The sequence below is a fragment of the Natronoarchaeum mannanilyticum genome, assembly GCF_039522665.1.
Taxonomy (GTDB): domain Archaea; phylum Halobacteriota; class Halobacteria; order Halobacteriales; family Natronoarchaeaceae; genus Natronoarchaeum; species Natronoarchaeum mannanilyticum.
Genome location: NZ_BAAADV010000008.1, coordinates 198,016 through 219,404 on the forward strand (window position 1 = coordinate 198,016; position 21,389 = coordinate 219,404).

The 21,389-nt window shown below is 58.5% G+C and carries 23 protein-coding genes and 4 pseudogenes; 10 read left to right on the forward strand and 17 right to left on the reverse strand.

Annotation, left to right across the window (positions count from 1 at the left end; genetic code table 11):
- The first annotated feature begins 23 nt into the window (after positions 1-23).
- Positions 24-425, forward strand: a complete 402-nt coding sequence (locus ABDZ81_RS17665) for a universal stress protein (protein ID WP_343775822.1) — start codon at positions 24-26, stop codon at positions 423-425.
- Positions 426-653: 228 nt separating this feature from the next.
- Here ABDZ81_RS17665 and ABDZ81_RS17670 read toward each other — a convergent pair whose 3' ends face one another.
- Positions 654-950 carry a hypothetical protein gene (locus ABDZ81_RS17670; protein ID WP_343775825.1) on the reverse strand — a complete coding sequence of 99 codons (297 nt, stop codon included), beginning with the start codon at positions 948-950 and terminating at the stop codon, positions 654-656.
- A gap of 807 nt (positions 951-1,757) precedes the next feature.
- Between ABDZ81_RS17670 and ABDZ81_RS17675 the strand changes: the two genes are divergently transcribed.
- The 6 genes and pseudogenes from ABDZ81_RS17675 (at position 1,758) to ABDZ81_RS17695 (ending at position 8,314) form a co-directional block, all read left to right on the forward strand.
- The gene (locus ABDZ81_RS17675) at positions 1,758-2,360 is read left to right on the forward strand and encodes a GNAT family N-acetyltransferase (RefSeq protein ID WP_343775828.1); all 603 of its coding nucleotides are present in this window, start codon (positions 1,758-1,760) and stop codon (positions 2,358-2,360) included.
- Positions 2,361-2,520: 160 nt separating this feature from the next.
- The gene (locus ABDZ81_RS17680) at positions 2,521-3,108 is read left to right on the forward strand and encodes an IS6 family transposase (protein ID WP_343775831.1); all 588 of its coding nucleotides are present in this window, start codon (positions 2,521-2,523) and stop codon (positions 3,106-3,108) included.
- A 498-nt stretch (positions 3,109-3,606) separates the two neighbouring features.
- Positions 3,607-5,757: a PAS domain S-box protein gene (locus ABDZ81_RS17685; protein WP_343775833.1), complete on the forward strand. Its 2,151-nt coding sequence runs from the start codon at positions 3,607-3,609 to the stop codon at positions 5,755-5,757.
- Between the two features lie 94 nt (positions 5,758-5,851).
- Positions 5,852-6,001 carry a DUF7563 family protein gene (locus ABDZ81_RS18190; RefSeq protein WP_425541920.1) on the forward strand — a complete coding sequence of 50 codons (150 nt, stop codon included), beginning with the start codon at positions 5,852-5,854 and terminating at the stop codon, positions 5,999-6,001.
- Between the two features lie 64 nt (positions 6,002-6,065).
- Positions 6,066-7,244 carry an outer membrane protein assembly factor BamB family protein gene (locus ABDZ81_RS17690; protein ID WP_343775835.1) on the forward strand — a complete coding sequence of 393 codons (1,179 nt, stop codon included), beginning with the start codon at positions 6,066-6,068 and terminating at the stop codon, positions 7,242-7,244.
- Between the two features lie 284 nt (positions 7,245-7,528).
- Positions 7,529-8,314: pseudogene (locus ABDZ81_RS17695) on the forward strand (IS5 family transposase).
- Between the two features lie 102 nt (positions 8,315-8,416).
- Here the strand turns inward: ABDZ81_RS17695 and ABDZ81_RS17700 are convergent.
- Entirely contained in the window at positions 8,417-8,740 is a 324-nt protein-coding gene (locus tag ABDZ81_RS17700) for a DUF6788 family protein (RefSeq protein WP_343775837.1), read from the reverse strand.
- A 137-nt stretch (positions 8,741-8,877) separates the two neighbouring features.
- On the opposite strand from ABDZ81_RS17700, the gene ABDZ81_RS17705 reads away from it, so the two are divergent.
- The gene (locus ABDZ81_RS17705; protein ID WP_343775839.1) at positions 8,878-9,801 is read left to right on the forward strand and encodes a MarR family transcriptional regulator; all 924 of its coding nucleotides are present in this window, start codon (positions 8,878-8,880) and stop codon (positions 9,799-9,801) included.
- Positions 9,802-10,081: 280 nt separating this feature from the next.
- Here ABDZ81_RS17705 and ABDZ81_RS17710 read toward each other — a convergent pair.
- The 6 genes and pseudogenes from ABDZ81_RS17710 to ABDZ81_RS17735 all read right to left on the reverse strand — a co-directional run bounded on the left by ABDZ81_RS17710 (position 10,082) and on the right by ABDZ81_RS17735 (position 14,785).
- Positions 10,082-10,885: pseudogene (locus tag ABDZ81_RS17710) on the reverse strand (nucleotidyl transferase AbiEii/AbiGii toxin family protein).
- Between the two features lie 5 nt (positions 10,886-10,890).
- Positions 10,891-11,721 carry a type IV toxin-antitoxin system AbiEi family antitoxin domain-containing protein gene (locus ABDZ81_RS17715; RefSeq protein ID WP_343775841.1) on the reverse strand — a complete coding sequence of 277 codons (831 nt, stop codon included), beginning with the start codon at positions 11,719-11,721 and terminating at the stop codon, positions 10,891-10,893.
- Between the two features lie 124 nt (positions 11,722-11,845).
- Entirely contained in the window at positions 11,846-12,778 is a 933-nt protein-coding gene (locus ABDZ81_RS17720; RefSeq protein ID WP_343775843.1) for an ArdC-like ssDNA-binding domain-containing protein, read from the reverse strand.
- An 87-nt stretch (positions 12,779-12,865) separates the two neighbouring features.
- Positions 12,866-13,213, reverse strand: coding sequence for a DUF8013 domain-containing protein (locus tag ABDZ81_RS17725; protein ID WP_343775845.1), 348 nt, complete (start codon positions 13,211-13,213; stop codon positions 12,866-12,868).
- 124 nt (positions 13,214-13,337) lie between these two features.
- Positions 13,338-13,559, reverse strand: coding sequence for a DUF8129 domain-containing protein (locus ABDZ81_RS17730; protein ID WP_343775848.1), 222 nt, complete (start codon positions 13,557-13,559; stop codon positions 13,338-13,340).
- 65 nt (positions 13,560-13,624) lie between these two features.
- On the reverse strand, positions 13,625-14,785 hold the full coding sequence (locus tag ABDZ81_RS17735) for a hypothetical protein (RefSeq protein WP_343775851.1): 1,161 nt from the start codon (positions 14,783-14,785) through the stop codon (positions 13,625-13,627).
- A 95-nt stretch (positions 14,786-14,880) separates the two neighbouring features.
- Here ABDZ81_RS17735 and ABDZ81_RS17740 point away from each other — a divergent pair.
- Positions 14,881-15,155: pseudogene (locus ABDZ81_RS17740) on the forward strand (restriction endonuclease); the annotation flags it as partial.
- A gap of 83 nt (positions 15,156-15,238) precedes the next feature.
- Here ABDZ81_RS17740 and ABDZ81_RS17745 read toward each other — a convergent pair.
- The 4 genes from ABDZ81_RS17745 to ABDZ81_RS17760 form a co-directional block, all read right to left on the reverse strand.
- On the reverse strand, positions 15,239-15,538 hold the full coding sequence (locus tag ABDZ81_RS17745; RefSeq protein ID WP_343775854.1) for a helix-turn-helix transcriptional regulator: 300 nt from the start codon (positions 15,536-15,538) through the stop codon (positions 15,239-15,241).
- 135 nt (positions 15,539-15,673) lie between these two features.
- Entirely contained in the window at positions 15,674-16,579 is a 906-nt protein-coding gene (locus ABDZ81_RS17750) for a biosurfactant protein 1 (protein ID WP_343775856.1), read from the reverse strand.
- Positions 16,580-16,852: 273 nt separating this feature from the next.
- A complete protein-coding gene (locus tag ABDZ81_RS17755; RefSeq protein WP_343776039.1) occupies positions 16,853-17,752 on the reverse strand; it encodes an SOSS complex subunit B family protein in 900 nt (299 codons plus the stop codon).
- 619 nt (positions 17,753-18,371) lie between these two features.
- A complete protein-coding gene (locus ABDZ81_RS17760; RefSeq protein ID WP_343775859.1) occupies positions 18,372-18,635 on the reverse strand; it encodes a HalOD1 output domain-containing protein in 264 nt (87 codons plus the stop codon).
- Positions 18,636-18,756: 121 nt separating this feature from the next.
- Between ABDZ81_RS17760 and ABDZ81_RS17765 the strand changes: the two genes are divergently transcribed.
- Positions 18,757-19,017, forward strand: coding sequence for a MarR family transcriptional regulator (locus tag ABDZ81_RS17765; protein ID WP_343775862.1), 261 nt, complete (start codon positions 18,757-18,759; stop codon positions 19,015-19,017).
- A gap of 2 nt (positions 19,018-19,019) precedes the next feature.
- On the opposite strand, the gene ABDZ81_RS17770 is transcribed toward ABDZ81_RS17765, so the two are convergent.
- From ABDZ81_RS17770 to ABDZ81_RS17790, 5 genes and pseudogenes are all read right to left on the reverse strand, one after another.
- A complete protein-coding gene (locus ABDZ81_RS17770; RefSeq protein ID WP_343775865.1) occupies positions 19,020-19,589 on the reverse strand; it encodes a hypothetical protein in 570 nt (189 codons plus the stop codon).
- Positions 19,586-19,942, reverse strand: coding sequence for a hypothetical protein (locus tag ABDZ81_RS17775; RefSeq protein ID WP_343775867.1), 357 nt, complete (start codon positions 19,940-19,942; stop codon positions 19,586-19,588). Before ABDZ81_RS17775 ends, ABDZ81_RS17770 begins: the two co-directional genes overlap by 4 nt.
- Positions 19,943-20,040: 98 nt before the next feature.
- A complete protein-coding gene (locus tag ABDZ81_RS17780) occupies positions 20,041-20,370 on the reverse strand; it encodes a DUF8158 family protein (RefSeq protein WP_343775870.1) in 330 nt (109 codons plus the stop codon).
- Positions 20,371-20,593: 223 nt separating this feature from the next.
- Positions 20,594-20,923, reverse strand: a complete 330-nt coding sequence (locus tag ABDZ81_RS17785) for a DUF7558 family protein (protein WP_343775873.1) — start codon at positions 20,921-20,923, stop codon at positions 20,594-20,596.
- Positions 20,923-21,212, reverse strand: a pseudogene (locus ABDZ81_RS17790) (DUF8069 family protein). Before ABDZ81_RS17790 ends, ABDZ81_RS17785 begins: the two are co-directional and overlap by 1 nt.
- Positions 21,213-21,389 lie beyond the last annotated feature (177 nt).

Genomic DNA, 21,389 nt, shown 5'->3' on the forward strand with positions numbered 1-21,389 from the left:
CGGTTGTCTATGAATACAGACCCATGAAAGATGTCCTACTGGGCATCGACCAGAGCGTCGAACGAGCAGTTGCACAGGCCGAAACGGTCCTCGACCTTTTCGACGAGGACGAGACCCACGCGTACCTCCTGCACGACTTCGTCGACAACCCCGAAGGGGCGTCGGTCGTCCAAGTGGATGCGGTGAAACGGGCCGCCGAGATCTTCGAGGAAGCCGGCGTGTCGGTCGACCTGCGGGAGGGGAGTGGCGAGCCGGCCGAGTCCATCATCCAGCACGCGGACGAGCTCGACGCCGACGCCATCTGCATCGCCGGCCGGAAGCGATCACCGGCCGGCAAGATGCTGTTCGGGAGCGTCAGCCAGTCCGTGATTTTGAATACGGATCGACCGGTCCTCATCTGCAGTGCGGCCGACGAGTCGGCGTAGCGGGCCGGTCCCACAGACGGGCGACGAGACGCCGCCGTCAGTGGCTACCGGACCCGTTCATGTAGATAGAACAGGTTCTGTTCTCGGTTACGAACGATAGGACCACCAGAAGTGCGTTAGACGCGGATATCACCGTACGGAGGTTGTTCGATTAAATAGAACGAATTTACAAGACGGATTCGCACACGGTTCGCCGGAGACGCTGATATCGCCGTAGAGGTTCCCGAGTCATCCGTCATCAGGGCACGACGCCGGAGACCCCTTCGAGGAAGTGGTCGGCGCCCGTTCGTCTCGTTTGCTATCTCGTCCGGGGTCGGGAAGATCTCGTTGTACATCACCTGCGTCTCCGGACTTCCGCGGCATGGAAGAAGAACACTCAGCAGGCACTGTCTGGCGTCGTTTTTCCAAGAACGCGCCGCGCTCCTCGAGCGTCGAGAGGTCGGTACTTTTCGTCGTGTCGAGTGCCGCCAGTTTCGTCACGCCGGTCGTCGCCTGTCGCACGAACTCCCAGACGATCTCGAACACTCATTCGTCCGAGCTGACTGTGTCGACTCTCCCGTGTGCGATAGTTGGTACACCCCCGTGCAGTTCTGTTCACCTCCGTTGAATCCCATTCTCGGGCCGTTTCAGTGGCGTTAATAGCGGTTTCCACCACGAACACTCATCATTCAACGGACGGACCGAGGTAGTCAACTACTCACCTGATGCGGCGTTTCTCCCAATTACACCCATTCTTTATAATCCGAGGCGACATTCAGTAGTTGATTCGAATTAATCGAACAGATGGGGGCGAGTTCCGGGCTGCGCTTTCACGTGATAGAGACGAATATGGCGGTTACTCCTCCAATTCTCCCTATTGAGCATTTTCCTGTAGATGGTTACCGAATTCGGCCCACCACTGCGTTCAATATCGATGAACAGATGTTGGGCTGCTCTATCCGGCCCATTACATCCATAAATATGTAATGGAGAGGGTGAAGAGACTCGCAGAGGAGCCACTTATAATACCACGCCGAGCCCAAATAGTGTATGGATTTTCATATTTTGGTAGTCCACTACCTAACACAGTTTTTCGTGATTTTATTCTCCCGATACGCGTCAAATCTGGGCATAAGACCGCCAAATCATAACTATACAGTGTACAATACTATAAACCATATATTTGATTATGATTTTGATTCGCCTATCATGAAGGAGATCCGATGATTGTCAGATAGCCAGGACAGCAGGATGATTCAGCAGGTCGTTTCCGTCCCTATTTGAACCCCGGATATAAACTGCCCTAGCGTGATGGGTCATCCCATCGTTCGTTAGAGTAGGTCGAACGACATGATGACGAAACCTAACTCGGGCGGCGAGCGGACGACGGCTTGGGACCATACCGACTGTCGGGGAGCCGAGGGGTGTCCGCCGCGCTGCCCCCGGTTCGTCGACAAGGAGGGAAATCCGCTTCTCATCCAAACGGGTGCAGAGGGGGAGTTCGAGACGCTCGTGAACTTCTACGACGACTACCCCTCGCGTCACCGCTCTATGTCCCTGCCCCCGCTGACCCGTCCGCAAGTCGAACGCTGGGTGGAGAAAGTCATCGAGAACGGACGGAGTGTTCTCGCGTTCCACGACGGTCGACTCGTCGGACACGTCGCTTTCCTCCCCGCAGACCAACAGGAGCCAGAGCTCATCGTCTTCATTGCTAGCCCGTACCAGGACAGCGGGCTCGGGACGGAACTGTGCCGTCAGGCGATGGCGTACGCGGCCGACGACGGCCACCGGGCGCTCAGACTCCACGTCGACGCCGACAACGAGATCGCACTGGCAGTCTACAACTCGCTCGGCTTCGTCGAAATCGACAGAGAAGGGAAACGAATCGAGATGCGAGTCGCACTCGACAGCGACCTGGTTTCGAAGGTTCAGGCCCCGCCTGCAGACCGGTCCTAAATCGCCGTTCGGTTAGTACTAATTTCGGGCATGTTGAACCAGCAACCGCCGAATCGTGGCCGCAAGCCTTCGCCGCCCGGTGAAACTCGCTAAACTAAACACGATCGTTAGATGGCGGTGTTCAGATAAGGTCTGAAGAACGAGGCGGTGTGATTTCTAGGTGTCCAGCCTCACCGGATATAGCGACTCCCTCGAGTTAGATTTTGTGGAGCGAGAGGCGACACCCGGGCCAGCGATGGAGCTCGGTATCCGATTCCATTTGGCGGAACTATCACTATCAGATACCATATTGATTCTCGACAGATTGGGTATCGAACGCTGCCGAGCGACCGTGCACAACTGGACGCAGAAAGCAGAGTTACAGCCCCTTGGCGGCGACGATCCGGATCACGTTGTGGTTGACGAGACCGTGATCCAACTGAATGACGAGCAGTTCTGGCTGTACGCTGCGGTCGATCCCGAGACGAACCGCTTGCTGCACGTCAAGCTTGCTCCGACGAGAAATCAAGCGATTACCGAGATGTACCTTGCGGAACTCTGCGAGAAACATCGCGTCGATGACGCGCTCTTTCTCGTCGATTCTGGGCCGTGGCTGCACGCAGAACTTCACCGCCACGGCCTCCGATTCCAGTACGAACGCCACGGGAATCGGAACAGCGTCGAACGTGTCCTTCGAGAATTAAAACGTCGAACTAATCAGTTCTCAAATTGTTTCAGCCACGCCGAAGCAACCACCGCCGAAAAGTGACTCCAAGCGTTCGCCTTCGCATGGAATCAGCTAATTTGAACATTACCACTACCGGATTGTGCCCTCATTACCTGTGAGTCCTGTACATCCCATAACGGAGAAAATGCTGAAGAGCCCGATCCTCTGAAACACTGACTGCGAGAATATGACATATTAATAAATGTTGGGTAGACAACCAAATCCTTCCTGGTATCTATCTCTTAGTTGTGAAGATATACTTCATCAAGAGCAACAACGAGTGGCGGGCACCCACCCGCCCACGGGCGAGACCCCGTGTATTACCCTCGGATCTGCCAATGGGTCGACGCAGCGGTATCAAACCACTGCGAATAATCATTTCGCATTAAATGATAAAAAGCCTTGTATTTCTACTCTATTTGAACGCTATTCTCTAAATCATATAGTATCTGCTAATTCACGGGATCAAATAACGACTCTAGAGGTGAGTTAGTGGATCAAACGAGTAAGATAGTTAATGCTTCCGTTCATGTAGCAACTATGAACGGCGATGATGGTGGCTCTTCGAACTCGATGACACCTCCAGATTCGAAATCCATCAATATACTTCAGATTGAGGACGAACACCATTTTGCGAAGCTTGTTGCTACGCGCCTCGAACGCGAGGATGAACGCTTCTCTGTTCGTACTGAAACAGATCCATATGACGCGCTCGACGTTCTCTATGAGGACGACTCCGCTGTTGATTGCATCGTGAGTGACTACGAGATGCCTGATCTAGATGGACTTGAAGTCTTAGACCGGGTACGTGAGACGCATTCAGATCTCCCGTTTATCCTCTTTACGGGGAACGGGAGCGAAGAGATTGCCAGTGACGCGATCTCGGCTGGTGTCACAGATTATCTCCAGAAAGAGACGGGGACAGACCAGTACCGCGTGCTCGCCAATCGTATCCAGAATGCTGTCGAAGCGTACTGGACCGAACGGTACCTGAATCGTGGCCTCGAAGCGATCGAAACTGCACAGGAAGGAATCAGTATTCTGAACGACGAGGGGTATATCGAGTATGCGAACACTGCCTGTGCGGATCTGTTCGGATACGACCGCGAAGAACTCCTTGGGCAACACTGGGAGACGCTCTACCAAGACGAGGACGTTGATCACGTGTACGACACCCTCCTTCCAGCAGCGCGTGATGGCCAGTGGCACGGAACTACGTCGTTTGTTCGGAAGGACGGCACGCAGATCGACGTCGAACATACGCTCTCCTATACAGACGACAATTCGTTGATCTGCACGCTCACGCCTCGATCGGATGATGCGGAGGCCGTGGATCTGTCGGCCAAAGAAAAAGCAATGGATGAGGCGCCAATCGGTGTTCTCCTGACTGATCCACATCAGGATGATAATCCGATTATCTACGCAAACGACGAATTCACCGACCTCACCGGTTACGAGAAACACGAAATCATCGGTCGGAACTGTCGGTTTCTGCAGGGGGAAGCGACTGATGACGAGCCAGTCGAGACGCTCCGCGAGGCCATCGACAACCGAGAACCGGTGACAACTGAGTTGCGAAACTATCGGAAGGACGGCACGGAATTTTGGAACCGTGTCCGCATCGCACCGCTGTTTGACGACGACGGCGACCTTGACCTATTTGTCGGGTTCCAAGATGACGTCACCGACCGCAAACGATACGAACAGCAGTTACAGTCTCATAGTGCGCGGCTCGATGCGCTCTTCGAGCACTCCCCGGATATGTTCGCTGTCCATGACATAGACGGTGTCATTCAGGATGTCAACCAGCGACTGTGCACCGAGCTTGGATACACAGAAGACGAGCTGCTTGGACGGAAAGTCTGGGACATCGATCCGACCGCTGACTCGGATCAGGCATCGTCGTTCTGGAAGACGCTTGAACCGAATACCCCACAGCGATTTGAGGGCAAACTCGAACGCAAAGACGGGTCTACATTCCCGATCGAAATCCATCTCATTCGCCTCAACCTTGATGGTGAGGACCGGTTTGTGGCGATGGACCGCGACATCAGCGACCAAAAGCAACGCGAGCGTGAGCTCGTCCAACAAAATGAGCGATTGGATCGATTCACGAGTGTCGTGAGCCATGATCTTCGGAACCCATTACAACTCGCGAAGGGGAATCTTGAATTGTTGCGCGAGGACTGTGAGAGCGACCATCTCGACGATCTTGGTGATGCGTTAGATCGTATGGATGCGTTGATTGATGATCTTTTGGCACTTGCTCAGGCTGGAGAAGAGGCACTGGACTGTGAACCAGTCCAGTTGGAATCTCTTGCCCAAGCGTGCTGGAATTCGCTTCCAACGAAGGATGCGACACTCTCGATCGAAACAGACCAGACTGTTACAGCCGATCGCGATCAACTCCACCAGCTCCTCACGAACCTTTTTCAGAACGCTGTCGAACACGGTGGTTCGAACGTAACGGTGACACTCGGTGCGATGGACGATGGGTTCTATGTCGCCGACGACGGGAGCGGCTTTTCCTCTACGGACAGCACGGCCGTGCTTGAAGCAGGATATACAACTGCTGACGATGGGACTGGCTTCGGGCTCACGATTGTCGAGGAAGTAGTCGACCGACATAATTGGACTATCACAGCCACCAGCAGTGCCGACGGCGGTGCCCGTTTTGAGATTACTACCTAACCGAGAGTGCCCTATGAAATTTCGCAGGTGTACTGTAAGATGGCAATTTTACTCTACAGAAAACTTATAACAGTAGACACGTCTATGACAGACGATGCCAACCTGTCAAAACTGCGAATCCCACGTGACGCGGTCGTTCGTCCGAGTCTTCACGCCTCGCGATGTCGAGGATCCGCGTGCCTGTCCGAACTGCGACGACATGACTCGTAGTGGCTCTGAAGTGCGGGCCTCGCGGTCATCGTGAGGAAGATCGGCCATCGATAGATATTCAAAATCTCTATGGGTTCCGTATCCGACGTTTCGATGAGATGCCCTCCATATCTCGCCGCGAGTACCTTGCGGCCTCGACCGCGACAGCGCTCGCGGTAACTGCAGGCTGCCAGACCAGATCGTGTACGCCGACAGACCCCGGCGTCGCACGGTGGCCACAGGCACGAGCTTCTCCGCAGAATACGAACGCTGTTCCCGATCAGCCGACGCTCACAGCTAACGACGGCTACTGGACGACCTCTCTTGCAGACGATATTGACATCACTGGCCTTGTGACCGCTAACGACACGGCTGTCGTCGTCGGCCGTACACCTGGGGAGCACAATGGCATCCTGACCACCGTCCAACTCGACGACGGTGAGTCCGACACAACTCACGAACTCAACCGTCGCCCAACTGGGCCGCCAGCCCTCGTAGATTCGATCGCTGTGACGCCTGTACTCGGTGACTATACCGAGCCATCGACCGGTGGACTCGTCGCACTCGACACTGCTAGCTGGACAACCACCTGGACGCACGATACAGCTGGCAGACCTAACCCGCCGACCGTCGCTGACGACCTCCTCGTCGCCACGAGCGACCAGGGAGATGTAACCGCTCTTGCGGCGTCCACTGGCGATACACAGTGGACGCGCACGTTCGGTGACGATCACCAGCGTGCAAGCATCCCTGCACCGCCGGCCGTCGACGATGACTACGTGTACATCACCGCAGATGGCTCTGCCGCCCAGGGAATCTACGCACTGGATCGCGAGACCGGTGAGACCCAGTGGGAAATCCTAGGACCGAGTATTCTAGAACCGTTGGTTCGCGTTGAGGATCTTGTCCTCGCAAGCTACGACCGCTACGAACTCGCGGCGTTCGACGCCACGAATGGGGAACGCCGGTGGTCAAAAGCGATGTACGATGGTGGCCTGTTCTCGCCGGCAATCGGGAATAGCCGTGTCTTCAGTGCGGATGAGAAAACTGTATATGCGCTTGGCGTGGTGGGTGGCGACGTCCACTGGAAGCAAAATCTCGATGCTACAGGCTCGCCATTAGTCGTTGGGGAGTCGGTCGTCGTTCCGACGACTGATCAGATTGTGGGTCTGAACGCCGAGGACGGTGATGAGCTGTGGACTGTCTCTGACCCTCCTTCGACGAGATGCACCCCTGTCAGTCGTGGTCTGATATACGCGTCAGGAAATACGGTAACACTGCAAACGAACTGTGACTAATCAGGACCCATGGGGTACTGGCACTGTTAGGAACTCCGAAGTGCTAGTCTTTCGAGAAGATGCCAGTCCGGTAGTTATCCCTGTGGAAGCGCGGCCTGGGCGTGGTTGTCACCGATCCCGCTCCACTTCTGGTAGTAGATCAGATGCTAAATGGCAGATCGTTGTTTGATTGATGTAGGTTTGGTGATGTTGAGAGCATATTTGTAGGCTCTGGTGAACCACTAGATGGCGTCGGCTTCGACCGTCAGAACTAGGACGTTGAAGCGGGAAACCGCCGATGATCCATGTCGAAGATTTCCCGCTTCACGAAGAAAGCAGTGCGATCAGCTAAAAACGCTGTTGGTGGCCGACTACGCCGTCGTGTCGTTGCACTGTCTACGGATTTACCTCGCGAAACCGTATCGTGACACGCTTGATTTGCTGAGCGAGATGCCGCAAATACTGGCGGAGATCGGCCTTCGCAAGGCCGATATTCCGGATCACTCGACGCTAGTGAAGGCGTTTGGCAGGATCAAGATGGCGGTGTGGCGAGTGCTGCTGCGCCTATCGGCGCAGCTGCACGACACCTCCGGATACGCTGCGATGGACGCGACGTTTTTCGACCGCGAACACGCCAGCAAACACTACTGCCGCCGCACGAATTACCGCGTCCAGACGCTCAAAACCACCGCGCTCGTTGATACAGCGTCACAGGCCATCCTCGACGTTCACTGTACGACCGAGAAACGCCACGACACCCAGCTCGGCTGGCAACTCGCCTGCCGCAACGCGGGCGAGTTGCACAGCCTCGCCGCCGACAAAGGCTACGACTGGCAGCAATTACGCGATAAACGTAGGGAGGAAGGCGTTAGACCGCTGATCAAACATCGAGAGTTCCGCCCCATCGATCACGCGCATAACGCGCGGATCGATGGGGCTCTCTACGGCCAACGAGCGCTGTCTGAGACCGTCTTCTCGACGGTCAAGCGCACGCTCGGCACGCGGTGCGTGCCCGAGCGTGGTACCGTGAATCTCGTGAGATTGTCCTGATGTGTGCGGTTTACAACATCAAGCGAGCCGTAACCCAGTGAATCGAACGCCGTCCGGTGATTCACCAAAGCCTTCGAAATCAGTTCCACCCCCGACTTCCAGTTACGACGGAAACGTGGGGTGGGTGTCTTCCTACTTCGAGTTTACTCGTCAGGATTGACTGGCCCTTTGTACTTCGACGTCACCGAATCTCCTTCCCGCCACTGCCAGTAGTAGTAGCGGTTGTCGTTGATCTCCTTGATCGTGATCGTCGCCTTCGCCGGCACGTCGTCTGGGAGGTCATCGGGGCGCTCCTCGACGTCGGCGTCGTCCGCTTCCTCCTCGAGACGAGCTTCACGCTCCTTGTACTCGGCCAACGTCTCGGCGTAGCTGGCAACGTCCCGAAGATGCTCCGATGTGGCTTCGTTGAGCGTGTTGACGATCTCCGTCGGAAGGTTCGCCGGTGGGGACGGTGGTTCGTAGGACATCGACTCTCCGTGTTAACCAACACGGACTCTCTACCCATAGTCTTGTTGGTTAAGACGATGGGACAAGCTCTTGTTCCTCTCTGTCTGTAACACTACTCGAAACTTCTTTATATGCAAGTTTCGTACTATGTTACACCGTGCTCCGGCGCATCGAACTCGAGGTCCTCGCCACGGTCGACCGCGGCGACACGATCTCCGAACTCGCGACGAAGCTCAACCACAGTGAGAGTTACCTCTCTCGTGCCGTCGCCGACCTCGTCGAGAAGGGGCTCGTCTACACGGAACGCGATGGCCGGCGAAAACGAGTCGTCCCGTCGGATGCTCGCGCCGTTGAACTCTTTCGGGACCTCGTCCGCCAGCACTCCCACATCGAGTTTCCCGAACTGCTGACCGGGAAGGCACTCGAGGTGCTGTACTACCTCGACCAGCCGCGAACCGTCTCCGAGATTGCCAACCGGAGCGACAACTACCGCAACACGGTCAACCGAGTCCTCAAGCGGTTTCGTGACCGTGGTCTCGTCGGGACGGCCGACGGCCACTACGAGTTCAACGCCGACTTCGGCCGCCTCCACGAGTTCGTCCGTGAACTCGCACATCATCTACATCGCCAGCGCCTCGAAGCCGTCGCCCCGAAGGGCACGATTCTCTGGGAGGACTACGACGAATTCCTCGCCCAGGCTGAGACGGAGATCGAGGCAGAGGGGTTCCACGAAACCGGCCTCGCTCGATTCGCGACCTTCGACCTCCAGTTCCTGCTCACCGGCCACCGCTACTACGTCTACTCCGAAGACCTCGACGCAGTCTCGCCGGCGGAGCTCTGCTGTCACACGCTGCTGATCGACGACGGCAGTCGCCACCGCTCGTACTGTCTCCTCCTGCTCAGCCACGTCGACGTTGACGAGGCGGACCTCCGAGAGCAGGCGGCGAAGTATGGCCTCGAAGACGAAATCGACGCCTTGCTGCGCTACCTCGAGACGCACGGCGAGGTTGATGACGAGCAGCTCCCAGAGTGGGATGAGTTCCAGGAGTTGACGGCTGACTACGAAGTGGACCTACCATGATGTCGACCGATGGTCCGGTTGGTCCAATCGGAGATTCTGACCTCAGGGAGTGAGCGAAGTGAACGTTTCGGCAGAGGAAGATGCTGAAACCCCTTGATATAGACCATAGACTGTTCTCATCCCTCTCCCTAATTCGGTGAAGGCTGGAATGCGCCTCCGCCCCTCGGCGGGCGCTCAAAAACTTAACCAACGCACCAGCCAATGGTCCCGGTTTGTTGGTTAATCATTAGAGCTCCGGATGCGGCACCCATCGCCCACCGACACCGATATCGACCGTTGCCTACGACGATTCCTGTTGGGAGATCGCCGTGTCCAATCGATTCCAGACCATCTCGAACGCCGGCGGATCACCGGTCAGGTCTGGCAGCGTGGTCCCCCACTGGTGGCGGATCGTCTCTTGTTGCTCGGCGGGGAGGCCGTCCGTCAGATCAACGGTGAGTCCATCGTGGTCGCACTTTGCCTCGAAGGCGGGTCCCACGTCGGCAAAGTTGATCGTGACCGAATCGGTTTCGAGCAGCTGATAGAGGTCGTAGTAGTCACGGGCGGCCCCGCGCTGATAGATCGCACGGAGCTTTTCGGCGAAGATCTACTCGACGCTGTACGCTTGGAGATCGAATTCGGGAACGTCTTCGTACGCGTGAGTGTGCTGAACAGGGTCGAAGGCGACATGCTCGTCGACCATCACGTCGATGCTGGTCGTGTTGGGGTGGTTGAGGACGGCCCGGTACTGAATGCTGATGTCGACGTAGTGGGTCGGATAGTGGTCCTGCTGGGATTCGTGGTGCTCTCGAATCTCGAATTCGATGCCAGATCGGTCGGCGATCGTATCGAGAACCGTCCGTAGCTCTCGCTTGGATCCCTGATACTCCCCTTCGACACCGAAATCGAGGTCCTCCGAGAATCGCCACGATTGCGGAAAATACAGCTTGGACAGCGCGGTCCCGCCTTTGAACAGGAGATTGTCACCGTAGTCGCTCGCGAAGATGCCCCAAAGGAGCCACGAATTGACGTAGTTCTTTTCGGCGTACCCTTGCCGAACGCCCAGTTCGCGGGCGAGGATCCTGAGCCGGTCCTGACTGATCATCGCAATCAGGACTCCGTCGGTTCCAGCGTGGCTGGCTCGACGTTGACCCGGAGGCGATACGCGCTGTCGGTCGATCCGGTGTCAGGCCGCGTCGGATCTAGTAGGGAATAGCCGCTCGTGAACGACGCGACGAGTTCCTCGCGGGCGGGGAGATCGATGCCCAACTGGTCGGCGAGGTAGACGATCCGCTTGGTCGCAGCGCCGTTGTCGAGGCGCTCTATGTACTCGCCGACGGTGTCCCAGTCGCAGCCCCGTTCGTCGGCGGCTCGCATCGCGGTCGCGAGTTCCCGAAGGCCACCGCAGAACTCGGGGTGGTCCGCACAGTCAACCAGCGTCTTCTCCAGGTCGCTGACCTGAACGGTCGTACCCTCGATGGATGTCGGATCAAATCCGAAGAACTTCCGCTCGGTGACTGTGGTAACGCGGTACGGAACGCCGTGGGTCTCCCGGCTTTGCGCCCGGGTCGGCGTGACGACGTACACCGTCCGGGGGACCTGTTCGGTCAGCCCGTGGTGGCTGAGGGCGCTGTAGTAGCCGATGTACATCGGCTCGGCGACGTGGGCAGCAATGAGGTACTCATGGGTTGTGTATACGGACTCCTCACCGGCAGCGAGTGGAATGATGAGATACGTGCCTGGGAAGAGCCGATCGAGCCAGCCCTTCTCGGTGAGCCGGGAGGCGATCTCTCGGGCAGTGTTTGGGGCGACCTCGAGCGTCGTCTCGATGTCGTCGACGGAGATGATCTGGTGGCCTGAACCGGCTAGTCGTGAGAGGAGTCGACTTTCTCGAGTCGAGAGTCCCTGGCGTACATCTTTCGATTGCTCTATTGTACTCATACCTGCGCTTCTTACATAGAGTATAAACTCGGGCCTGCTTTAGCCTTGCGACTGCCCTGGATGACGGAGACGAACAGAATTAACCAACGAAATAGAGACTCAGAACCGAACGTTGGTTAACGATTCAGGCGCCGTCTTCGATCACGTCGATGAGCTCTTCTGCTGTGGTACTGATCCGGTCGAGACGGTCGCGAGCGACTTCCGGATCGTCTGACTCCCATGCAGCTAGGTAGAATGCAGAGCCACTGGTGTCGAGCCCGCAGTACCGCCCAACAACGTACGCGACCGCCTCGGCCTCGACTTCGCGTTTCGTCCGCTCGGTATCGTCGTCGACGTCGAAGTGGAGCAGGGCGTGCGCGTACTCGTGGATCAGCGTCCGCGCAAGGTCAGCCTCGTTCTCTCGATCACGCACCTCGACGAGCGGCTGAACGTCGACGAGGCTCAACTGCTCGCAGATGCCTTTCGCCTCGCCGTGGGTCCACTCCTCTTCTGAAACGATTCGCACTGTTACGCCGAGCTCATCAGCAGCGGCAATCAGCCGAGAAACCAGATCGCCGGCGTCTCCGGTCGCTTTCGTGTCGAGGTCGGGAAGCGGTTCTCCCTCGATCTGGGAGACGTCGAACACCGGCGCGGGCTTGAATCCGACCAGGCCCTCAGACCACTCCTCGGGTGGCGTCGCGTCGTACTCACAATCGCTGTCCTCGTGGTAACTCGGCGAGTTTTCGCACTCCGGGCACTGTTTCGTGATGATCGGCGCCCAGATCCAGATGGCCGACTCCCCCTCCGTGACGTGGCGGTCGAACTCCTCCTGCCACGTACGGTAGCCGGCCACCCGGGTTGCCTCGGGACACTGGCGTTTGATGAGGAGCGTGTTCCGGTAGGAGTAGTCGTGGAAGCGACTCTGGACGTCGAGCCACTCTTGGAACTCTTCGCTGGCCTGCGCGTCGTCGACGCCGACGACGAGCTCGTCGATCCACTGTTCGATAGTGCTGTTCATCTCGTCTGATCGCGTGTCGGTCTGATCGAAGGAGACCGACGAATCACTGGTCGTAGCCATTGTGTTCTCCGAATCAAGTTCACGGCGACTGCATCAGTTCAGACCGCGCCGCACCCCTCTGGGGCGTTCAAAAAATCGCTCTGTCGGTCAGCGGAGCTCGTGGCGTTCGTTCGCGAAGCCGACCGTGACGAGGTACTCGAGGAACTCGTCGAACAGCTCGATGTCGCTAGGCGTGTCGGTCGCAAGGTGACGTGCCCACTCGATGGCCCATTGAAAGGCAGGATCCGTGCCGCCCTTGCCGTGGATATACCACCACCGGGCCGCTTTCAGCACGACCAACGGATTCGCCGGCGGCTGCTCACCGGCGAGCCCACGGGTGATGGACTCGATTTCGTCGGGGACGTCGGCGGGATTGACCTCCGCTGATTGCGTGTTGTCGATATCGACCGGGATTTCGTCGATTGAGACGTTGTCGGGACTCTGTTGTTGACTCACTGGAAGTCACCTCAGAGGGCTTTCGAAGGAGCCCTCACCCTCTCCGGGGGTATGAAAAACTGAGAAGCAACTGTTAACCAACAGAGGGGGATTCTTCGTGGAGATTGTTGGTTAATACCGGAGCTTACCCCTCGTCTTCACGCAGTTCTTCAGCTTTCCACTTGAGTCGACGCAGAATCTGCGTCCGATTCTGGTGGGTATTCTCGTAGGCAACACACTCCCGGAGTGTCTCCATATCGGGAATTGTCACGATACCGGCCTCGACCAATCGATAATCCGGTGTTTCGAGACGCTTCGCAGGTGGGAATTCGTCGTCACTTCCATCGCTGATTGTGGACTGTTCCATCTCTGTAGCCCTCCACCCCTCGAGGGCGAGAAAGACAGAACAGCGATCACATCACCGGCGCAGCGTCAGGCCATCGCGTCCTGGAACCGTTCGCGAAGCGCATCCTCGCGCTCCTCGAATTGCTCTACCTTTTCCTGCAGGTCATCACTGACCCGTTCGATGCTCGCGAGCGCTCGCTCGCCGGCCAGCGACGCCTGCGACCCGTCGTCGCCGTCCGCCTCTAACTGCTGCTCGTACGCCTGCTCGACGCGCTCGATCGTTCCCTCCGGGTTGACCAGGATATCGTTGGCGATGCGGACGTACTGATCGAGGGACGCTCCCTCCTTCCCTTGGAAGAAGTGGGTGAGCGCGTACGTTGCACCGGAATGCAGCGTCCACATGTCGATCTCGAAGGGGGACGCCGCATTGGCTTCTGCATCGCCGGCGGCACGCTCGGCCAGGTAGTCCGGGAACCCCAGCAGGGTGTAGAACTCCGTGACGGTGAACGGGAGCTCCGAGAAATCGAGCTTGATGTCCTGAGCGTCACGGATGAACTCGAAGAGGTCGTCGGCGACGAGTTCAACCTGTGCGAGGAGCTCCTCCCACCAGGTGCGGAAGTTCCGAACGTCGCCGACGTGTTTGATGACCTCCTTGTCGGTGAGCGAGCGCATCGTATTCGAGCAGTAGCCGTCCTGGGCGAACCCCTCCACGTAGACGGCGTGCTCGCCGAAGAAGTCGTAGCCCGACGTGACGCCCATCGTGATCAGGTCCGACCGGTCGGGAAGGCGCACCTCGAGGCCGTCGAACATGATGTCCATGTGGACCTCGCCGCCGCCCCGGTAGCGCCGAATCTCACCGAACATCACCTCACCCAACGGCGTCCCGTCGATGGTCTCCTCGCGGAGGACCTCCTCCAGCGGACCGTAGACGTCGACAGGGTTGATAATCGCGTAACTGTTAGTCGGGATGTGAAATAGTGGATCCGTCTCGGCGTCTTCTTCTTGGGCCTGCGAGTGGGCGCGACTCGGCTCAACGAGCGCGTTGAACCGCTCCGTCTCAACCCACTCGTCAGTGTAAGGGTTCTGGTACGCCACGGTCGTCTCGACGGCCTGCGGAAGATCACGAACCGCCTCGGCGAAGGTCACGGGGTCTGCATCCCCGTGACGATCTCGGTACCACTCGGGTAGTTCGGTGTCGGTACGTCCATCGACGCCAGCGAAGATGGTTCTGGACTCTGGGTCTTTCATCTCGGTCACCTCAGTTGAGGAATCCTCGTCGACTCGCGACTGTACCGTCTCGCGCCCTGCGCCCCTCCCGGGCGCAAAAACAACGTCTCGCGAACTACTGCCCGAACTGCGGGGCAATCGCCAGCACCAGTCACACTAAAACAGAGCGGCTGGAAGGCGGGCCGGTCTGTACCGACTGTGCGGTGACCGAACGGTTCGCGCTGAAGACGAAGTACTTCTACGACGAAGACAATCTCGAGACGTTCCGTGAGGAGTACGTCGTCATGCTGCTCCACGAGAAGGCGATGGAAAACAAGCGATTAGCCGGGGGAGCGTAGTTGCGACGCTACTGGTCATCATCAGCCTACTCCTGCTTGGCGGCATCATCTAAACTGGCTGCATTCTCTCACACTAGTTCAGCAACGACCAGTGCAAAAGGCCTCTGATACTCCTCTTTTACGGCAGATGAGTGGATCATTCGGCTGGTACCGCATTTTCTGTCTCGGAGAAGTACTGCGCTTCCCACTCACGTCGTGCTTCGAGTTCGCGTCTAGCCCGTTTCGTCAGTGCGTACTCGTTCGTACGTTTGTCCTTCTGACTCTTTTCGACGAGTCCCATACTTACCAACTCGTCTAGATTAGGGTATAGCCTGCCTGCATTGATATCCTTCTCATAGTATTCGGCGAGCGCTGATTTCACTGCAAGGCCGTGAGGCTTGTCAAGCCCGGCGATTACATATAAACAGTCTCGCTTAAATGCGGTGAGATCATGCATGTCTTCAGATTTTGTTGGCGTCTGGTATAAATAACATTCCTAATAATACTGGTTGTAAATCTGTTAACCTTTTCCTAGGAGATTTGGCCAACGAAGACGACCCTGCGAATAACTGAGGCTCAGGAAGATCAGGTGCTATGAGCCAGTCAGTTCCTCTCTGTGAGACTTGGGGACCGGTCCATGACGAACTGTTTTACATACCTTGCACTCCCAGATCGGTTGTCCGGTCCACGTCTCATCAGGGATCGATTCGTAGGTTTTGAATTGATGGTCGGTCGTCCTCCCGCATTTCTGACAGTCGAGGTGATCCGTCGTTGGTACCGTCGAACGTTGGCTATCCGACTTCTCCTCGCCAGCTGTCTTGGTAAGCCCGATCGCTGGAACCAACCATGCCTTCTCGTCGGTGTCATCCAGGATCTCACTGAGGCATGATTCGTCGCGGATGGCGTTTCCACACTGATCGTAGAGCCGCGTCGGGGGCTGCTGGTGCTCCAACGCTTCGTGCGCACCACACCCTGTTCGGTCGCAGGCGGCTGTGAGCAGTTGCTCACCCGCTGTTGAGTCAGCTTGTACCGCGTCGGGGAGCGAAGGCCATTGGTCGGCCAGTTGGCGCGCAGGCATCTCGTCAAGATCGTAGATGAGCGTGTAGTCGTCGACGGCCGGCTCCGCCTCGTTGGCGGTGAGGAGGTTCGCAGCGGCCCCGCCCTTCGCGACGGCGCCGTGGAACGTGGTCGACTTGACGACCATATGGACGATCCCGAGGAACGTCACGTCCGCCGTCTCGTCCGTACTAGCGGGGTCATCACCGATGTGGTTGTTGAGACAGAACCGACATTTTGTCTGGCCAGCTGGGATCGACGTCCCACAGGACTGGCACTCTCTGCCGGTGTCCGTCGGCTCATCGGGATAGTTACCTGTTCTCGTTGCACCGCGTTGGTACTTGGGTTCGCTGTCATACCCATCGCTAAGTTGCTCGTCCGGAATGTGGGACGCCTCACCGATCGGCCGCAGTTCCTCGAAATCAGAGTATCTGTTATGCATCGCTTGAGTACTGGTTCCCTCGACTTCGCATTTCAACTTCAGGGGCAGACCGTTGTTTCACGAGTTTTCGAGGTAGATACCTCGAGCCTCAACTCAGAGGAGGCTGCCAGCTCTGCTTGATTGTACCGGCACCCATTGCGGTACCAGACAAACGATATCCGAGGTTGTGGCTGCGCGCGCAGCGACGTCAGGAGCGAGCACGGAGCGGTGGGTGGGGCGGTGGGGTTTGGGTCGGTCCGGCGCACAGCAAAAAAAGAAGGCTGCTCCGACTGGCTATTCTTCCCACCACCGCCCGCGCTCGGGGAAGTGAACGGTGCTCCATCCCGTGACGGCCAGTGAGACACGTCCGTTGTACCAGTTCTTGGCCGCCTCGTGAATGCGCACCCGCTCGCCTTCCTCAATCCACGGTGCGTCTGATGCCTTCCAGATCGTCACCTTCGTCTTTCCGCTCTCGTCCGCGACCAGCCCGACCTGTTGGATCGCCGGCGAGTCACTGTCCCAGAGCGTCTCGACACGCCCCTCGATGCTCACCGTTTCGCGATCTATCTCGTCCAGGGCGTCGATCGGCACGACCTGGCCTGGCGCCGTCTGCAACTCCTCGAACACCTGGATGACCGCGCTCGTGAGACTCATGCCGTCGACGACCGCCTCGGCCAAGCATCGACTGATCGCCGCGCGCGCCCAGCCATCCAACTGCTCCGCGAGTCGATCAGCTTCCGCGTTCACCGTCGCTAGTTCATCCTGGGAGAGTTCCGCCCGGGGATCATCTCGTTCGGGGTCGGCCATCGGTTCCACGCTCGCGGCACGCTTCTGGAACTCCCGGCGGCGCTTCCGACTCCCCTCCGCGACTACTGCTCGCGTGCGCTGCTCGCGACCGTCCTGCGTCCCGAACTCGGCTTGGGCACTGATGCGCTCTAGTTCGGCTTCCCGCGCCCGAATGCGCTCCTCCTGTTCGAGGGGGACACCGTGAATCCGCTCGTTGCTCGTGTCCGCGATCCCGTCCGGGTGGTTCGCATCCACCTTCGCCTGCGTCTCCTGCTCGACCGCGGCCTCGAACGCCGGCGTCTCGTCGACGACCGGGAAGCCGTCTTCATCGACCGCCTGTTCGCCCGCGTTCTCGAATGCCTGTTCATCGACCGAAACGACCTTTCCGCTAGCGTTGTTACTGGACATTGGTATCTCTCCAAGGTACCACTGAAGGCGCTCACGCGCCGACACCGCGATGCTACTACATCGCGGTTTTCCGACGACAACGACCGACAGACCCATCTGCGCGCTCTCGCTCGCGCCTTCGCGAGCGCCCCCTGGGCGCGAGCGAGAGCGCGCCTGAGGCGGACGCCCATCCAGCACCGCGCGCCGACCCGCCCGGAGCGAGCGGCCAGCGCATTCCCCGTTTCGCCCGCGACGCAACCACGTCCGTCGCGGGTCGGAGAGTCCCGGAAGCCTCCGGAAGTCCGGGACCGAAACGGGTGAAGCGCTGGCGCCGAAGGCACATGCATTTTAGCCCGGCAGTCCGCCCGCTACTGCAGGCAGACCGCCCGGAATGGTCGGTCGCGAGTGACGTGGCGGGCGGCAGCGGCGAGCGGGGCGGGCCGGGACGGACACACCAGTCTAACCGGTCACGTCGCTCGGTGACACCATCTACCGGCCTGGCGGACTCAGAAAGGGCGAGGCCGCCTCGACCGTCCCCCGACCCCGCAAGCACCGCAGGGACGAGGAGCGAAGCGTGGGTCGCGGGACGTCGAGCGGCCGAGGGCTTTCAGGGAGGTCTCCGATGTTGACCGCAGTCCAGCTACTGGTCAGTCGAATCAGGCTCTTCCTCGGCAAGCAGAACGTCGACGCTCTCTGGCGTCACCGATAGTCGGATTCCTTCCACAGTGAACTGTACTTCCACGCTTCCACTCGACAAGTCCACGATCTGCTCGAGTGCTTCCACGTCGATAGCGTCATACAGCTGATACTCGTCTCGATCCAACCCACGCGCTTCGAGCGTCTCGATTATCTCGACGACGAGGTCTGGCGATGCCCCAGGCCCCGTGCTTGAAGAGCAATTCATCTTAACGCTCGACGCTAAGGATTCCTAGCATTTAAAGACCGAGGAGTCAACTGTGGTTTCTTGTAGATTTTCTGGTTGACGCAGCGCGTTTGGGATAGAGTCGGCGCAACCACAACTGATTATGCGCTTTGACGCCGACTGGATGTCGCGTGCCGATGACCGCATCCTAGAGCATCTCTCTGAAGCCGGTCCAGATACCCCGAAGGAGATGGCGGACAGCGATCGAGTTCGCTTCTCCCGCCAACATATCAATGCCCGCTGCAAGACGCTGGTCGAACATGGTCTCCTCGTCCACCTCGGCAACGGCGTCTACGATATCACGCGAACGGGAGAGCAGTATCTCGCCGGAGACCTCGACGCTCGTGACCTCGAAGCTGACTGAACCTACCCTTCCAGAAGTGCGACTAACTGGGCGACGTACGGGCTGTTGTCCCAGCTCCGGTGGGGGCTGATCACGCTAAGTAGCGTTCGCGCCTCCTCGTGGGTCATATGGCCGTTCCGGGCGTAGTCACAGATAAGCCGCGGTGTCGGGACGATACGCGGCCCTTTGAGCACAGCGTGAATCAGTGGGAAGTTCGTGCCGCCAAATTCGTCCGTGAGAAAGCCGTCGACGTCAAGCGCGTTCGCGAGGATGATGCCATCAGTTTCGCCGTCATCGAGGCCGAACGTCGGTCGCGCGTCCGGGGTGTCGTCGCGTGCATACGGATCTTCGACCGTGTAGTGGCCACGGGCCGCGAGGACGTTATTCGCGGCTGCAGCGTGGATATCCTGATACTGCGTGATGTCGCGGAGTTCTGCGACTACTTCCGGAGGGACGAACACGTCACAGGAGGTGAGCAGGTATTGGAACGGGTCGGGAACATCGGTACCGATGGCTGCATCCGCCCGGGGCACCGCGAGACTGACGAGCGCGCTCGTGTCGGCGACGACTGTTCGCAGCCGTGGACCGCTCATCGATCGTCGTCGACCGTCGTCACATCCCCATCGTAGACGTCGACGTCATCGGGGGTAGCGAGATCGAGTGGTTCGTCCTCGAGATCCGCTTTGAGGAGGCGGAGTCGCTGGGCGGTCTCGGCTCCCACCAGTTGCTTCACTGTCTCGAACTCGAGTTGGTCGTCGTAGTACTTCGTCGCAACTAATTCTTGAAACGTCTCACTGTCGGCAGTGTCTTCAATGTACTCTCGGATGGCATCGACGAGGAGATCCGTCCGGTCTTTGTCGAAGAGATCGGCGATGGCATCGAGCCGGTCGACGAGATACTCCGGCGACTGGAAGTGCACCCGTCGCGGATCGTCGCTTGCGCCCATTGTATGTGCAAGTTTTGCACATAGACGGATAACGGTTTCGGCGTCTGCACAGAGCTTGCACAGTAACGCCCGTGGAATAGGAAGAGTTTACGCCGATCTCACTCGTCGTCCTGTGCGTTCAGTTCGTTGAGGAACTGGCCGGCGGTCGTCCCGATACGAACACCGTCGACGTTGCGTACCTCAAGGTCTTGGGTGGCGGTCCGGAAGGGCGTGCCGTCGACAAGGACGCGGTGCATGACGGTCCGGACAGGGGTGGTACCGTACGTGTCGACGACAGTCGCCATCTGTTCGTCGAGATGCCCGTCGTGGTGATCCGTACGGGGATGCTGCGCGCGCTCGAATACAAGTTCGACCACCTCGTCGACCGATGCATGCTCGGAATTCCCGGTTCGTTCACGAACGGCGTAGAGGTCCTTGGAATCAGACATCAGCACTCACCCTGGGCCCCAGTGTCAGTCGTCGATGGCTCCAGTCGTCGCTACTGGCGAATCTCAGCAAGGGAATCTTCGAGCGTGATCGAGACCCTGCAGCGGGGCAGTCCATATCATTCTGGATGTCATCCCCGGTGTTCAACGTACTGGGACTGCGTAAGTCCGTTACATCCGCGAGTGTAGAAAGCGACCACAGGCAGTGCTACACTAGCACATTGGCTCAACAGTCGGCGACCAGATGCTCCTCGAGGTCGCGCGTCCAGTACGTCGCGAGCCCACCCGGACTACAGCGAGCGCACAGCTGCAACGAGCCTTCCAGATGCCCCAGTTCAACCCGGAACCGCGTGAGCGCCGCGAGCGTGTCGACGACGAGTCCACAGCCGTCACAGGCGACGTGATCGCGCTCGTCGGGATCCGGCTCCGTCTGGATCGCGCAGTCGGCGCAGATCGGGTGGGTAACCCGCTCGTCCTGGCCCCAGGAGTGGGCCTCGCCAGTCTCGGTACCGGGCGGGGCGTCGCAGAACGCGCAGCCAGTGAGCGTCTGCTGCATCACTCGCCCTCCGCGTCGGCGTCGCGGCCGGCCGTCCAGCCACGGTGGAAGACGGCCAGCTGCGTGGCTGAATCGAACGCGGTGCCGCTCGGCTCGTGAACCGAACTTGGTCTTCAGGAACCGGAGTGACGACGTCCGCGTCGACAAGGTCGTTGACCAGGCGCTGGGCCGTCGCGTCGTTGATGTCCACCGTGTCGACGCCGGCGGCGTCGCGGTCCTGGGCGAGCAGCGCTTTCTCGAACTGTTCGAAGTCGGCACTTGTATCGTCGTGAGGATATGGATCAGTCATGGCGAGTCACGCCACGCACGCTGTCGCGCGCTGCACGCCTCTCGGCGTGAACGAGATACACGGTTTCTCGTTCGCACACCAGAATGCAAAGCGTTCTGGGGACCCCGACAAACAGGCCGTGCCGTACGGTCAGTCCGGTTACGGGTCGCGATAGCCGATGACGGCGACGTCATCAAT